We start from the raw sequence: 13,077 nt of genomic DNA on the forward strand, positions 1-13,077 counted from the left end.
CTGGCGAACCCTCCGGACAGACCGGTCGGGCCAGCATCAGAACTGGCTGACCTGCCCGCATGCGCTCGCTTTCCAAACGCCTCAACCTGGGTTCGCTGATCCTTGCCCTGGCCCTGCTCAGCACCGTGGTGGCGCTGGCCAACACCCTGATGGCCAGCTACCGCGTGCAACGTGACCAACTGGTCAGCAGCACCCTGGAAGCGAACCGGGTGTACGCCAACAAGCTGGCCGAAACCACCCAGAACTTCGTGCTGTCCTCGCAGCAGCAGCTCGCCTATACCGCGATGCTGCTGGGCCGGGGTGGCATGCAGGACCGCCGTGCGCAGGACGAAGCCGCGCGCCTGCAACTGCAGACCAACAGCTTCAACTCGATACTGATCGTCGACCACACCGGCCTGGTCCTGGCCACCTCGCCACAGACGTTGCACCTGAAGGGCGACACCCTGCGCAGCGAAGGCAACCGCATCGCACTGGAGCGCCGCCAGCCCATGGTCAGCGATCCCTACGACTCGGCCACCGGCAGGCTGCTGGTCGCCATGTCGCATCCAGTGTTCGACGTGCAGGGCCGCTACCGCGGTTACGTCAGCGGGACCATCTACCTGCGCCAGCGCAGCATCCTGCAGAGTCTGCTGGGCACGCACTACTACCGCGACGGGTCCTACCTGTACGTGGTCGATCGCAATGGCCGCCTGCTGTACCACGTCGACCCCGAACGGGTCGGCGGGTATGCGCCGGGCAACCGGGTGATCGATGCGGTGTCACGTGGTCAACGCGGTTCGGCGCAGGTCGACAACAGCCGTGGCGTCTCCATGCTTGCCGGGTACGCGCCGGTGCCCGCCACCGGGTGGGGCGTGGTAGCCCAGCGCCCGACGGCGGCCACCCTGCAGCCCTTGTCTCAAGTGATGTCATCGATCATCTGGCGCGCGATCCCGCTCGGGGTACTGTCGCTGCTGGTGACCTGGTGGTTCGCGCGCCGTATCTCGCTGCCGCTGTGGCAGCTGGCGCGCAACGTGCAGGAGGGCGACACCGGCCGGGCGATCTCCGATGTCGGCGGCATCCGCGCGTGGTATTTCGAAGTGGCACAACTGAAGCAGGCCGTGCTGTACAGCTTCACCGCGCTGCAGGACCGCATCGGCACCCTCAACCGGGCCAGCCGCACCGATCCGCTGACCGGCCTGCTCAACCGCCGTGGGCTGCAGCAGGCGCTGGAAACCTGGAAGGCGCAGGGGCAGTCCTTCGCGATCCTGGCGTTGGACATCGACCGTTTCAAGGTCATCAACGACCAGCATGGCCATGCGGTCGGCGATCAGGTCATCAGCCACATCGCCGAGCAGATGCGCCGCTACTCACGCGATGGGGACGTGCTGTGCCGCAACGGCGGCGAAGAGTTCCTGATGCTGCTGCCCACCACCGATGCCGACGATGCCCTGCTGATCGCCGAGCGGCTGCGGCAGCGGATCGCGGAGCAGGTGCTGGACCCGGTCGGTCACGTCAGCGTATCGGTCGGCGTGGCGCATTACCCGACCTTCGATGCCGATGCCGAACAGGCCCTGCGCATGGCCGACAAAGCGCTGTACATGGCCAAGGAACAGGGCCGCAACCGCAGCGTGACCTACCCCTACCGCTGACCCCGGTAACGCAGTCAGCCCTGCAGCGGCGTCAGCAGCTTCGGGCCGTTGTCGACCCCGACCATGTAGACCCCGCCGTCGGGCAGCATATCGGGGGCATCATCGGCGGCAACATCGTTCACCTTCCAGGGCGCGCTTTGCTTCGGTCCCGGGATGTAGACCTGCCATTTGCCGTAGCGGTCCCCGTTGCCACCGTAGAAGAAACGCACCGGCACGCGTACCGTCCAGAACGGATCGTCGACGCTGGCACCGGTGGTGGGCGCGATGAAGGCCCACTTCCGCGCAGCAGTGACTGCACTGCGCGCCATCACGTCACGCATCCGCTGCATCGCGCGCGCCGACCCGGCCACGTAGGCGTTGACCTGTTCGGCGATCACATCGTCGACCGTGCCGTCGCGCGCCACCCGCAGTAACAGCTGGACTTCGCCCGCGCCGCCCATCTCCATCAGTTCGCGCGGGAAGGAGGGCGGCGGCATGCGGTCGATGCCCACCGCGTCGCTGGCCTTGGGATCGAAATTACGGAAATTGGCGCTGCTCAGCACGACATCCATTCCATCACCGGACGCTCGCCGGGCTACCAGCCGCAGGTTCACCGGGGTCTTCGCTGCAACCGCCCTGCCCTCGCGCAGCACCGGCTCGAACCGCCACCTGGCGACATTCTGCTTCAGGAAATCCTGGATGTAGGGCTCGATCCTGTCTTCATTCTTGAGCGTGAAGCCTTCGACCGAGCCGTCCGGCGCGATGTCGATGCTGCCGCTCAGGACCATGCTGCCTTCGGTCTGCGCACGGGCCGCGCGCGCGTTCTGCGCGCTGGCGTCCACGGAAACCAGCGCGCCACCGGCGCCCAGTGCCAGAACCACTCCAAGGAAAAGCGAGGTACGCATGCTGACTGCTCCGTGTCGATGTGTACCCCGAGGGTAGCAAAGGCCGGTGCCGCCTCCAACTCAGGCCAAGCGGTTCCCACGCGCATAAGGTGGCGTATCGGGATGCTCGCCCGCGGCGAAACGGTCCTGCAGCGCACGCCACCACGCCGGTTGGAACAGGTGCCCGAAGTGCTCACGCACCGCCGCCAGTTCCGCAGCGGGGAGCCCCATGAACGGGCCGAAGCGCTCGGGGAACACATCACGCGGCCCGACGTGGAACCACGGCTCGTCGGCCAGGGCCTCATCGGCATTGCGCGGGGCAGGCCAGTCGCGGAACACGCACTCGGTGACCAGGCACAGTTCGTCGTAGTCGTAGAACACGGCGCGGCCATGCCGTGAGACACCGAAATTCTTTGGCAGCATGTCACCGGGAAAGATGTTGTTGCGGGCCATGTCGGTGATCGCCTGGGCGTAGTCAAGCACCGCCGCGCGTACCCCCTCGGGCCCCTGCTCGCGCAGGTACAGGTTCAGGGGACGGAAGCGCCGCTGCACGTAGCACAGCGCGATCTCCACCTCTTCGCCGTCCAGCCGCACGCCCTGCGCACAGTGTTGCAGCAGTTCCTGCAGCAGCGCCGGGGCGAATCGCGTGGCCGGGAAACGCAGGTGCCGATAGGGCTGTGCGTCCAGGAGGCGCCCGACCCGGTCCAGGTTGAACACCAGCGCGTACTTGTCTTCCACCTGCTGGCGCGACATCGCCTTCGGCCAGGCGAAACGATCGCGTATCAGCTTGAAGACCAGCGGGTAGCTGGGCAGGGTGAACACCGCCATGACCATGCCCGGGGTGCCCTCGGCGTGTACCAGCTGCTCCTGAGGGTGTTCCAGGAAGTGTCCGAAGAAGGCGCGGTAGCGCTCGGTCTTGCCCTGCTTGGCCCGCCCGAGCACGGTATAGATCTCATCGACCAGCTTGCCCGGCAGCAGGCTGCGCAGGAACACCACCGCATCACCGACCGTAGCCAGGTTGGCCTGGAAATAACTGCGCGACACGCCGAACAGATGCGCCACGTCGCGCCGCCGGGTCAGCACTGCATCGGCGCGCAGGCCCTGGCCATCGTTCACCAGCACGATCACACAGGGCGAAAAGCGGTGCTCCCCGAATACGCGCCCCACCAGATAGGCGCGCCGCTCGCGGTAGAACACGGTATCCAGCAGCTCGATGCCGCGGACCGCATGCGCTCCCCAGTGCGCCAGGTCATCCTGCAAGCGGACCGCGATGGCGGCCGCGCAGCGCAGTTGATGCGCGTAGGGGATGTCGAAGCGGTAGTCACCCAGCACGCGCATCAGCGCATCGGCAGGGCGCGTGGCCGACACCGCGTATGCGTGCCGCGCCACCGGATGGGTGATCGCATCGGAGGGCTCCACGTCGAAGGCGAGGAATTCCACCTGCACATCCACCCCCCGGGTGCCGAACAGGCGCCGCGCCAACGTGTTGTAGAACGTCTTGTACAACTCGGCGTCGATCAGCCCGCGCAACAGCACGCTGTAACGCGCGTGTACCTGCAACCAGCAGGCACGCTCGCCGACGGCCTCACCGGCCAGCCGGCGCAGGTCGTGCATGCACGCGGCGATGCATTGGTCGTACAGGCCGATGCGCTCGACCGCATCGTGCTGCGCGGCCTCCCACTGTCGCCGCTCGAACCGACCCTGCGCGCGGGCGGTGATCGCCGCGAAGCGTGCATGGTAGTCCTCGAAACCATCGCGGATGGCGTGCGCCATCCGTTCGGCCAGCACGGGATCGATGTCGGTGGGGGACATGGCAGGCTCACGGCCGGAATCGCATCCACCTTACGATGCCGGCGCGCCCGTTGCCCAGCCTTGGCCGCTGGCTGGCAGCGCCCAAGGCCACCGGCCACGGGCCGCAAACGCGAAAGGCCCACGCAATGCGTGGGCCCCCCCGGAATACACCGTGCGGCGATGATCAGCCCGCGATCAGTTCGAGCGCGGTGTTCAGCGTGGCGCTGGGACGCATCGCGGCGGCCACCTTGGCCAGGTCAGGACGGTAGTAACCGCCGATGTCCACGGCCTTGCCCTGCACCGCCACCAGCTCCTCGACGATCTTCGCTTCGTTGTCGGTGAGCGCCTTGGCCAACGGGGCGAACCGGGCCTTCAGCGCGGCATCGTCGTCCTGTGCGGCCAGCGCCTGCGCCCAGTACAGGGTCAGGTAGAAGTGGCTGCCACGGTTGTCGATGCCACCCAGCTTGCGCGAGGGCGACTTGTCGTTGTCCAGGAACTCGCCGTTGGCCACGTCCAGCGCCTTGGCCAGCACGCGCCCGGCATCCAGCCAGAACACGGCCGGGGTGCTGCTCAGGCGCGAACGCTCCACCGCCAGCTTCACCCAGTCCTGGATCGGGGCGTCCTTGGTCTGGCACATGCGCCAGATGTCACCGGCTTCCACGGCGTGCTCGAACACGACCGCGCCGGCTTCGTCGGTGACCTTGACCACGCCATCGGCGGCGATCTGGAAGGTCTTGTCGTGCGAGCCGTATTCTTCGGCCTTCTGCGCCATCAGGCCGACGTTCGGCACCGAGCCCATCCTGGCCGGATCGAATGCGCCGTGCGTGCGGCAATCGTCGATCACCGCATGGTAGACACCGGCGTAGCAGCGGTCCGGAATCACCGCCTTGGTGTCCTGCAGCTTGCCTTCGGCATTCCACATCTTGCCGGAGTCGCGGATCATCGCCGGCATCGAGGCGTCGACGATCACATCGCTGGGCACGTGCAGGTTGGTGATGCCCTTGTCCGAGTTCACCATGGCCACGCCCGGGCGGTGTGCGTACTCGGCCTTCAGGTCGGCCTCGATGGCCGCACGCGTGGCCTCAGGCAGCGACGGCAGGCGCGCGGCGAGGTCGCCGATGCCGTTGTTGGCATCGAAGCCGGCCTGCTTCAGCACGTCCGCGTGCTTTGCCAGCACGTCCTTGTAGAACTCATTGACGGCCACGCCGAACATGATCGGGTCGGAGACCTTCATCATGGTCGCCTTCAGGTGCAGCGAGAACAGCACGTTCTTCGCCTTGGCATCTTCGATCTGCTCGGCGATGAACGCCGCCAGTGCCTTGCGGCTCATCACCGCCGCATCGACGATCTCACCGGCCTTGACCGCGGTCTTTTCCTTCAGCACCACGGCCGTGCCATCGGCACCGTGCAGGGTGATCTTAAGGCTGCCGGCGCTGCCGATCGTCGCCGACTTCTCGCTGCCATAGAAATCGCCCGACGCCATGTGCGCGACGTGCGAGGTGGAGTCCTTCGCCCAGGCACCCATGCGGTGCGGGTGCTTGCGTGCGTAGTTCTTCACCGACAGCGGCGCGCGACGGTCCGAGTTGCCTTCGCGCAGCACCGGATTCACCGCGCTGCCCTTGACCTTGTCGTAGCGCGCCTTGATGTCGCGCTGCTCGTCGTCGGCCGGGTTTTCCGGATAATCCGGCAGCGCGTAGCCCTGCTGCTGCAGTTCGGTGATGGCCGCCTTCAGCTGCGGCACCGACGCCGAAATGTTCGGCAGCTTGATGATGTTGGCTTCCGGGGTAGTCGCCAGTTGGCCCAGCTCGGCCAGGTCATCGTTGACCTTCTGTTCGTCCTTCAGGCGCTCCGGGAACAGCGACAGGATGCGGCCGGACAGCGAAATATCGCGGGTTTCCACGGCGATACCGGCGGTTGCGGTGAACGCACTGACGACCGGCAGCAGCGACTGGGTGGCCAGGAACGGCGCTTCATCGGTCAGCGTGTAGAGGATCTTGGGCGTATTCGACATGGGGGATCAGGACTCTTTGCGGATCTCAGGGGAAGGCCGGCGCCAGCGCCGGACCACGTTCAACCGTGTCGCACGCAGGACGGGCGATGCCCTGGCGGGGAAACCACTGCATTGTCCCCATTTCCAGCGTGCGGGGCAAAGCGCCGCCATACGCAAAGGTATGCATGCTCAGCGGGGCGCGAGCTTGCGGAGTACAGGACGTTACCACCGGCCTGGGAGCAGACGGAACTGCAATGCGTTGTCCTCCAGCAGATGGGCGCGCAGCAGATCGGTGCCGTCATCCACCATCGTGGCGGCGATCGCAGCGGGGGTGCTGCCCTCGCACAGCCACCGTGCGACGCGCGTCAGTTCGAGTGACTGCATCAGATAGCGCTGGGCGAAAGGCGCCAGGTGCAGCACGTCCACGACCTCGTCCAACGCTTGTCCGGTGGCCAGACGGGACCTCGCCAGCGTGTCCACCACCAGAATCTCCAGGTGCCGCGCAGCGCCCGCTGACAGTCGCAGATCGGTGGCTACCGTGCGGTAGTCCTCTCCTGCGGCGACCCGTTGCAGGCCCACCGTGGTGGCCACGCAGAATTCAAGATGCTGCCGACCTACCCAATCCAGGCGCAGCTCATCTGAGAGGTCCCACCAGGCATGGCCTGGGCGCAGCGGAAGCACGGCATCCACTACCGCTTTCTGCAGACTATAGCGCGCCTGCGGCTCCAGCCCGAACGCGTCGGCCACCTGCTCCCACCCTTCTCCTTCCAGCACGCGTGCAACGCACGGCCCGCGTGCGGCAGCTTCCTGGAGGTAGGACCACGACGATGGCAGGCCGCGCAGCGCCAGCTGTCCGATGACATCCTGCCAAGGGACGCCGCGCTGGAGCAGGCGTACCACGACGGCTTTGGCGACCACGCCACGGTCGTACGGTTGTAGATCAGGAAGACCCAGGTTCGTGCATACCTCGCTCCATTCCAAGCCATCGCACACGGCAGCAGCGGCCTTTCCTTTCAGCGTCTGGCGCAGCACGCTCTGTTCTCCGATGGTGTGCCGCAGGCCCAGCAGCGCAACGACCTCACGGAAGCAGCCGCCTTCCTCGATGGCCCGCATCGCCACCCCGATCTTTGTGTCTTCGAGGGTGTCCCGGGTGGCTTTCCATATCAGTGCCGATCCGGCGCCTGTGTTTGCGGCCAAGCATCGCCAGGTCGCTGCCGCAATGCAGTGCCACAGGCTGGAATTGCGTGCCACGCCGGCCTGGTCAAGCGCATGCGGCGGAAAGATGCCTTTTGAGATGCGCCCTTTCACCCACATCCCGGCAGCAAGCCGGGTCAGCGCGCGTCCGGCAGGGGCGCGGGCTTCGAGGACGCCCAGCCGCCCTTCCACGAGCGCTGCGCGGCAGCACGCATCGAGCAGTCGTGGGGTGACCCCCGGCACGGCGGGGAGATTGCGCGCCCTCTCGTCGCGCTGGCTGCGTTCCCATCCGGTTATCGCACTGCCCAGCCTCATGCCAAGCTGCAAAGCGTCCATAGCGCGAGTCGTGGCATAGGAGCTGTTGGCTATCTGTGTGGGCGCAACGAAAGAAGAACGCCACGGTACTGTAGGACCATCGGCGTCCTGGATTCTCCGTCCACGAAATGCCGGAACCGGGCTTGCATACAATACTGTGATATCACGCTTCATCGCCGACCGTGCTGGGGGTGGGGAACAGCGAATGGTAAAAGGTGGCCTGGCCAACAACTTCCAGCCATCGCGCAGCTCTGCAGCCCGCTTGGCCAGAAGACATCGGCGGCGGCATATCGACCAAAAAAAGACGCAGCCTCGCGGCTGCGTCCATCGTGAGTCCATTACCGGGAGAGAGTCGGTAGCGCTGGACTTACTTGACCTCGAACTCCTGCGGCGTTCCGGCCGCCTTGCCATCTACCATGACTTCCGCACGGTACTTGCCCGCCGGCCAGCCATTGGCATTCTTGAAGGTGATGTTGGTGGTCTCGGCACCGGAGGTGTTGAGCGTCGCGCTCTGCTCACCGGCAACCTGGCCATCCTGGAACGTCAGCTTCGCGCCCACGTTTGCATTGTTCGCCGCGCCGTCGGTGCGAACCGAGACGATGATGTCGTCCTTGGGAGCGAACATCGCGGTGGTGGCGACTGATTTATCTGCCGCTGCACTCTTGCCGACGGTTACCGACGCAACGTTGACCGAGGCGGCTTCGGCCATCGGCGGCGGTGCGCCCGTCATCGGGGCGGGGGCAGCAGCCGGCGCGGTATCCGCAGCCGGGGTGGCAGTGGTATCGACGGCGGGCTCGTCCTTCTTGCAGCCGACCAGCGCCACGCTGCCGAGCAGTGCAACGAGCAGCCCATTGCGAAGTGTATTGGTATGGATCATCGGGTTTCCTCCAAGGGTTACAACAACGGAACGCGTGTGCGGGTGCGAGTGATGCCGCGGGGATTACCTGCTCGGGAGCTTCAGCACCTGGCCGGGCTGGATGCGGTCGGGATCATCAAGCTGGTCACGGTTGGCATCGAATATTTTCTGCCAGACGTTTGCATCGCCCAGGTGCTGCTTGGCGATCTTTGACAACGTGTCACCCTTCTCCACCGTGTAGGTCGCATCGACCACCTCCGCCGTGCTGTCCACCGAGGCGGACACGCCGGAAAAATCGGCCTTGGGAACCTGCTGGGCGGTGCTGTCGACGCTGCCGGTAACACCGGAGAAATCGGCTTTCTTCTCGGTACTCATCCACACACTCCCATCTGCATGACTACGTGGCAGGCACGTTCTCACACAGGTTGTTAAATGGGGATGGTTTTCGTGTGAAGCCGAAGACGGGTTTACTGCCGCAGTTCGCGGTCCACGCTTGCAGGTGCAACGATTCCCGGGCTGGCGCGCCACGGATTGATGTCCAGCCCGCCGCGGCGGGTGTACCGCGCCTCTACTTCCAGCACGTCCGGCGCACAGCGCTGGCTGACCTCATTGAAGATACGTTCGACGCACTGTTCGTGGAACTCCGCGTGTTCGCGGTAACTGACCAGGTAGCGCAGCAGGCCGGCGCGATCGATGCGTGCGCCACGGTAGCGCACGCTGACCGTGGCCCAGTCGGGCTGGCCGGTGACCGGGCAATTGGATTTCAGCAGCGCCGACACCAGAATCTCTTCGGCGATCTCCGACGGGTCAGCCGAAAGATAGTCCGCCCGCGGCGGGCCATAGCAGTCGATGTCCACATCCAGCCCGTCGATCGATTCGCCAAGCGGGGTATCACGCAGGGCGGGCAGCCCGAACGTCACCTGCACCGCAGCGCCTGCACAGGCGGAGAGATCGCTGGCGATGGTCGTGCGCAGGGCCTCGGCATCGGCGAAGCGAGCGCTGTTGAGCGAGTTGAGATACAGCTTGAAGGACTTCGATTCCACCAGGTTCGGCGAGGTGCAGGGAACCTGCACGGTCGCCACGGCGACGCAGGGCTTGCCGCGGTTGTCCAGCCAGCCCAGTTCAAAAGCATGCCAGCGGTCATGGCCGACGAACGGCAGGGCGCTGCCGTCCAGCCCGATCTCGGCCCGCGCGGCGGCGCGGGGAATGGGGAACAGCAGGCCGGGGTCGTACTGCGACGGGTAACTGACCTCGCGACCGAGGCTGGAATCCTGGGGGGTGTTCATGGCGCTCATTGTAAATGAGCGTGTCGAACGGGTGAGACCCCCTCGCGGTGGCTGTTGTTTGAAGCCGCATCCGGGTTGGGCCGGACGGGGAGACTATGCGGGGCACGCGCAAGTACGTCCATGCAGCTCTTCGCGGCTCCTGCCGCTCAAGGCCCCGCATAGCCTCCCCGCCCGACCCATGACAGGTTCCGGGCCGCCAGCCGCGTAATAAAAGAAAGAAAAGCGGTAGCGCCGACCCATGGTCGGCGAGCGCAGCGGGCCTTTGGCGGAAACATTCCGCCGACCATGGGTCGGCGCTACCAAGGCCGCCGTGGACCTGTCGAAGGCGGGGCGGGGTCACCCTTGGACAGGGGCGCCGTGCAGATAATCCAGGCTGACCTGCAGCAACGCCCGCAGGCCGACATCCAGCGCCTTCTCATCGAGCAGGAACTTCGGCGAATGATTCGCCGGCGCCTTGGCCGGGTCGATGCCCTCGCTGGTGGAACCGACGAAGAAGAACATCCCGGGCACTTCCTGGGCGAACAGCGAAAAGTCCTCCGCGCCCATCTGCAGCGGCGGCTCGTACACATTGTCCTTGCCCACCACCGCCTGCAGGCTCGGCAGCATGCGGGCGGTCAGCTCCGGGTTGTTGACCGTGGCCGGGTTGCCTTCGGCCTCGTAGATCTCGGTCACCGCCGTCGCCCCATGCGCCGCCGTGGTGTGCTCGGCCACGTTGCGCAGGTCGGCGAAGATCTGCTGCCGCATGCCCTCGTCGAAGGTGCGGATGGTGCCGACCATCTCCACCTCGTCGGGGATGATGTTGTAGCGGATGCCGCCGTTGATCGCCCCGAAGGTCACCACCGCCGGCTGCTGGGACAGGTTGGTGCGACGGCTGACGATGGTCTGCGCAGTACCGATCAGGTCGGCCGTGGCCACGATCGGGTCCACCCCGTTCCACGGGGCCGAACCATGCGTCTGGCGGCCGATCACCTTGATCCCGAAACGATCCGATGCCGCCATCAGTGGACCACCGCGTACCGCGATCTTGCCGGCCTGTACGCTGGAAAACACGTGCAGGCCGAACACCGCCTCCGGCTTGAAATCGGCGAACACGCCTTCCTTCAGCATCAACGCCGCACCGCCCTCTTCCGGCGGCGGCGCTCCTTCCTCGGACGGCTGGAAGATCAGCATGACCTGGCCCGGCAGGTCCTTGCGCATCGCCACCAGCGCTTCGGCCACGCCCAGCAGCGTGGCGGTATGCGCATCATGGCCGCAGGCATGCATGACGCCGACCTGCTGGCCGCGGTACGTGCTGGTGGCCTTTGAGGCAAACGGCAGCCCCGTCTGTTCGGTCACCGGCAGCGCATCCATGTCTGCGCGCAGCGCGATCTTCGGGCCGGGCTTGCCGCCTTCGATGATCGCCACCACGCCGTGGTGGGCGATACCGGTCTTCGGCTTCAGGCCCATCGCGCGCAGCCGCTTGGCGACTTCGGCCGAGGTGCGCTCCTCGCGGTTGGACAACTCCGGATGCTGGTGGAAATCGCGACGCCATTCCACCACCTGGGCCTGCAGGCGCTCGGCGGCAGCGGCCACTTCGGGACGCTCGGCGGCCTGGCCATGGGCAAGCATCGGCAGGGCCAGCAGCAGGGCAGATGACAGCAGCGCGCGATGGGGCATCGGGATCTCCACGGTAGGGTTGCGCTTGAATGTAGGCCAAGCTGTCGCTTTCGGGAACCTTCGGCCGCTGGCAGGGTCGGAGCATCCGGCCCTTTTGGCATGCAGGCAGCGGCACCGCCCGCAGGTATGCTTGGCACCTTGCCAGCCGTGCGCCTTGCCCGGCCCAGCCCCCAGGAGTGATTGGAATGTCGCGTTTGTGGAAGATCGTGCTGCTGGTGGTGGCAGTGTTGGTGGTCGTGTTCATCGGCCTGCGCATGGCCGGTGGTGGCAAGGAAAAATCGTCCGGCGACGCCGCCGCGAGCGCTGAGCGCGGCGGACCGCAGGCCGATGCCGGCCCGGTACCGGTGACCGTGGTCCAAGCGCAGCGCCAGGACGTGCCGGTGTACGCCAGCGCGCTGGGCACGGTGAGCGCGATGAATACCGTCACCGTCAGTCCGCAGATCGGCGGCCAGCTGATGAGCCTGAACTTCCGCGAAGGCCAGGAAGTGAAGAAGGGTGACGTGCTGGCGGTGATCGACCCGCGCAGCGCGCAGGCGAGCTACGACGAGGCGGCTGCCGCCAAGCGCCAGAACCAGGCCCAGCTGGCCACCGCACGCTCCAATTACCAGCGCTCCAGCGCACCGGAGTATGCCCAGTACGTTGCCAAGACCGACCTGGACACCCAGCGCAACCAAGTGGCCCAGTACGAGAGCGCGGTGGCTGCCAACGAGGCCAGCATGCGCGCCGCCCAGGTGCAGCTGCAGTACACCCGGGTCACCGCGCCGATCACCGGCGTGGCCGGCATCCGTGCAGTGGACGCCGGCAACGTGGTCAGCGCCGGCACTGCCCTGGTCACCCTGACCCAGGTCCACCCCATCCACGTGGTGTTCAACCTGCCCGAGCGCCAGCTGGGCGACGTACGCGCCGCGCAGCAGGCCGGCACGGTGCAGATCGCCGCGCTGGACCGCACCGACGCGCACGTGATCAGCGGCGACGGCACCCTGGACGTGGTGGACAACCTGATCAGCAGCGACAGCGGGACTTTCCGCGCGCGCGCCCTGTTCGCCAACCAGGACAACATCCTGTGGCCCGGCCAGTTCGTCAACGTGCGGCTGCAGCTGCGCACCATCGGCGGCGGCATCGTCATCCCGACCCAGACCGTGATGCGCGGCCCGGACGGCGAGTACGTCTATGTCGTGCAGGCCGACAACACGGTCAAGATGCAGACCGTGCGCAGCGGCGTGGAAGTCGGTGACAGCCACGTGCAGGTGACCGAAGGCCTGAAGGGCGGCGAGCGGGTGGTCAGCGAGGGCCAGTTCCGGCTCAAGCCGGGCGCCAAGGTCAACGCGCTGAAGCCGGGCGAGACCCCGGCCGCGCCGACCGAAGCCGAAATGAAGGCGGCACAGCAGCAGAACGGCGGCGGCCGCCGCGGCGGTGGTCCGCGCTGAGCGCGGCGATCGCCTGAGTTACCGGCGCCGGCACTTCTGCCGGCGCTGTCATGACGTTCCAGCAAGGATCC

10 protein-coding genes are annotated in these 13,077 nt (G+C 66.4%); 2 read left to right on the top strand and 8 right to left on the bottom strand.

Going from position 1 to position 13,077, the window contains the following annotated elements:
• Window positions 1-59 precede the first annotated feature (59 nt).
• Window positions 60-1,628, top strand: coding sequence for a diguanylate cyclase (locus ACI2JH_RS14060; RefSeq protein ID WP_404736517.1), 1,569 nt, complete (start codon window positions 60-62; stop codon window positions 1,626-1,628).
• A 14-nt stretch (window positions 1,629-1,642) separates the two neighbouring features.
• Here the strand turns inward: ACI2JH_RS14060 and ACI2JH_RS14065 are convergent, their stop codons facing one another.
• The 8 genes from ACI2JH_RS14065 to ACI2JH_RS14100 form a co-directional block, all read right to left on the bottom strand.
• Window positions 1,643-2,512, bottom strand: a complete 870-nt coding sequence (locus ACI2JH_RS14065; RefSeq protein ID WP_404736518.1) for an energy transducer TonB — start codon at window positions 2,510-2,512, stop codon at window positions 1,643-1,645.
• A gap of 60 nt (window positions 2,513-2,572) precedes the next feature.
• The gene (gene aceK / locus ACI2JH_RS14070) at window positions 2,573-4,303 is read right to left on the bottom strand and encodes a bifunctional isocitrate dehydrogenase kinase/phosphatase (RefSeq protein ID WP_404736519.1); all 1,731 of its coding nucleotides are present in this window, start codon (window positions 4,301-4,303) and stop codon (window positions 2,573-2,575) included.
• A 163-nt stretch (window positions 4,304-4,466) separates the two neighbouring features.
• A complete protein-coding gene (locus ACI2JH_RS14075) occupies window positions 4,467-6,293 on the bottom strand; it encodes an NADP-dependent isocitrate dehydrogenase (protein WP_404736520.1) in 1,827 nt (608 codons plus the stop codon).
• Window positions 6,294-6,494: 201 nt separating this feature from the next.
• The gene (locus ACI2JH_RS14080) at window positions 6,495-7,955 is read right to left on the bottom strand and encodes a hypothetical protein (RefSeq protein WP_404736521.1); all 1,461 of its coding nucleotides are present in this window, start codon (window positions 7,953-7,955) and stop codon (window positions 6,495-6,497) included.
• Window positions 7,956-8,148: 193 nt separating this feature from the next.
• A complete protein-coding gene (locus ACI2JH_RS14085) occupies window positions 8,149-8,658 on the bottom strand; it encodes a hypothetical protein (RefSeq protein WP_101099336.1) in 510 nt (169 codons plus the stop codon).
• A 63-nt stretch (window positions 8,659-8,721) separates the two neighbouring features.
• A complete protein-coding gene (locus tag ACI2JH_RS14090; protein ID WP_404736522.1) occupies window positions 8,722-9,012 on the bottom strand; it encodes a LysM peptidoglycan-binding domain-containing protein in 291 nt (96 codons plus the stop codon).
• Between the two features lie 92 nt (window positions 9,013-9,104).
• Window positions 9,105-9,923, bottom strand: a complete 819-nt coding sequence (gene queF / locus ACI2JH_RS14095; RefSeq protein WP_349998752.1) for an NADPH-dependent 7-cyano-7-deazaguanine reductase QueF — start codon at window positions 9,921-9,923, stop codon at window positions 9,105-9,107.
• A gap of 336 nt (window positions 9,924-10,259) precedes the next feature.
• Entirely contained in the window at window positions 10,260-11,579 is a 1,320-nt protein-coding gene (locus tag ACI2JH_RS14100; protein ID WP_404736523.1) for a M20 family metallopeptidase, read from the bottom strand.
• A 185-nt stretch (window positions 11,580-11,764) separates the two neighbouring features.
• On the opposite strand from ACI2JH_RS14100, the gene ACI2JH_RS14105 reads away from it, so the two are divergent.
• Window positions 11,765-13,006, top strand: coding sequence for an efflux RND transporter periplasmic adaptor subunit (locus ACI2JH_RS14105; protein ID WP_404736524.1), 1,242 nt, complete (start codon window positions 11,765-11,767; stop codon window positions 13,004-13,006).
• Window positions 13,007-13,077: the final 71 nt, after the last annotated feature.

It is taken from the genome of Stenotrophomonas sp. NPDC078853 (assembly GCF_044901215.1).
In the GTDB taxonomy this organism is placed as follows: Bacteria; Pseudomonadota; Gammaproteobacteria; order Xanthomonadales; family Xanthomonadaceae; genus Stenotrophomonas; species Stenotrophomonas lacuserhaii.

Bases quoted from the DNA above. Each gene is read 5' to 3' on its own strand.
- ACI2JH_RS14075 (WP_404736520.1), bottom strand. From the start codon at position 6,293: ATGTCGAATACGCCCAAGATCCTCTACACGCTGACCGATGAAGCGCCG.
- ACI2JH_RS14080 (WP_404736521.1), bottom strand. From the start codon at position 7,955: ATGAAGCGTGATATCACAGTATTGTATGCAAGCCCGGTTCCGGCATTT.
- ACI2JH_RS14065 (WP_404736518.1), bottom strand. From the start codon at position 2,512: ATGCGTACCTCGCTTTTCCTTGGAGTGGTTCTGGCACTGGGCGCCGGT.
- ACI2JH_RS14100 (WP_404736523.1), bottom strand. From the start codon at position 11,579: ATGCCCCATCGCGCGCTGCTGTCATCTGCCCTGCTGCTGGCCCTGCCG.
- ACI2JH_RS14105 (WP_404736524.1), top strand. From the start codon at position 11,765: ATGTCGCGTTTGTGGAAGATCGTGCTGCTGGTGGTGGCAGTGTTGGTG.
- queF (WP_349998752.1), bottom strand. From the start codon at position 9,923: ATGAACACCCCCCAGGATTCCAGCCTCGGTCGCGAGGTCAGTTACCCG.
- aceK (WP_404736519.1), bottom strand. From the start codon at position 4,303: ATGTCCCCCACCGACATCGATCCCGTGCTGGCCGAACGGATGGCGCAC.
- ACI2JH_RS14060 (WP_404736517.1), top strand. From the start codon at position 60: ATGCGCTCGCTTTCCAAACGCCTCAACCTGGGTTCGCTGATCCTTGCC.
- ACI2JH_RS14085 (WP_101099336.1), bottom strand. From the start codon at position 8,658: ATGATCCATACCAATACACTTCGCAATGGGCTGCTCGTTGCACTGCTC.
- ACI2JH_RS14090 (WP_404736522.1), bottom strand. From the start codon at position 9,012: ATGAGTACCGAGAAGAAAGCCGATTTCTCCGGTGTTACCGGCAGCGTC.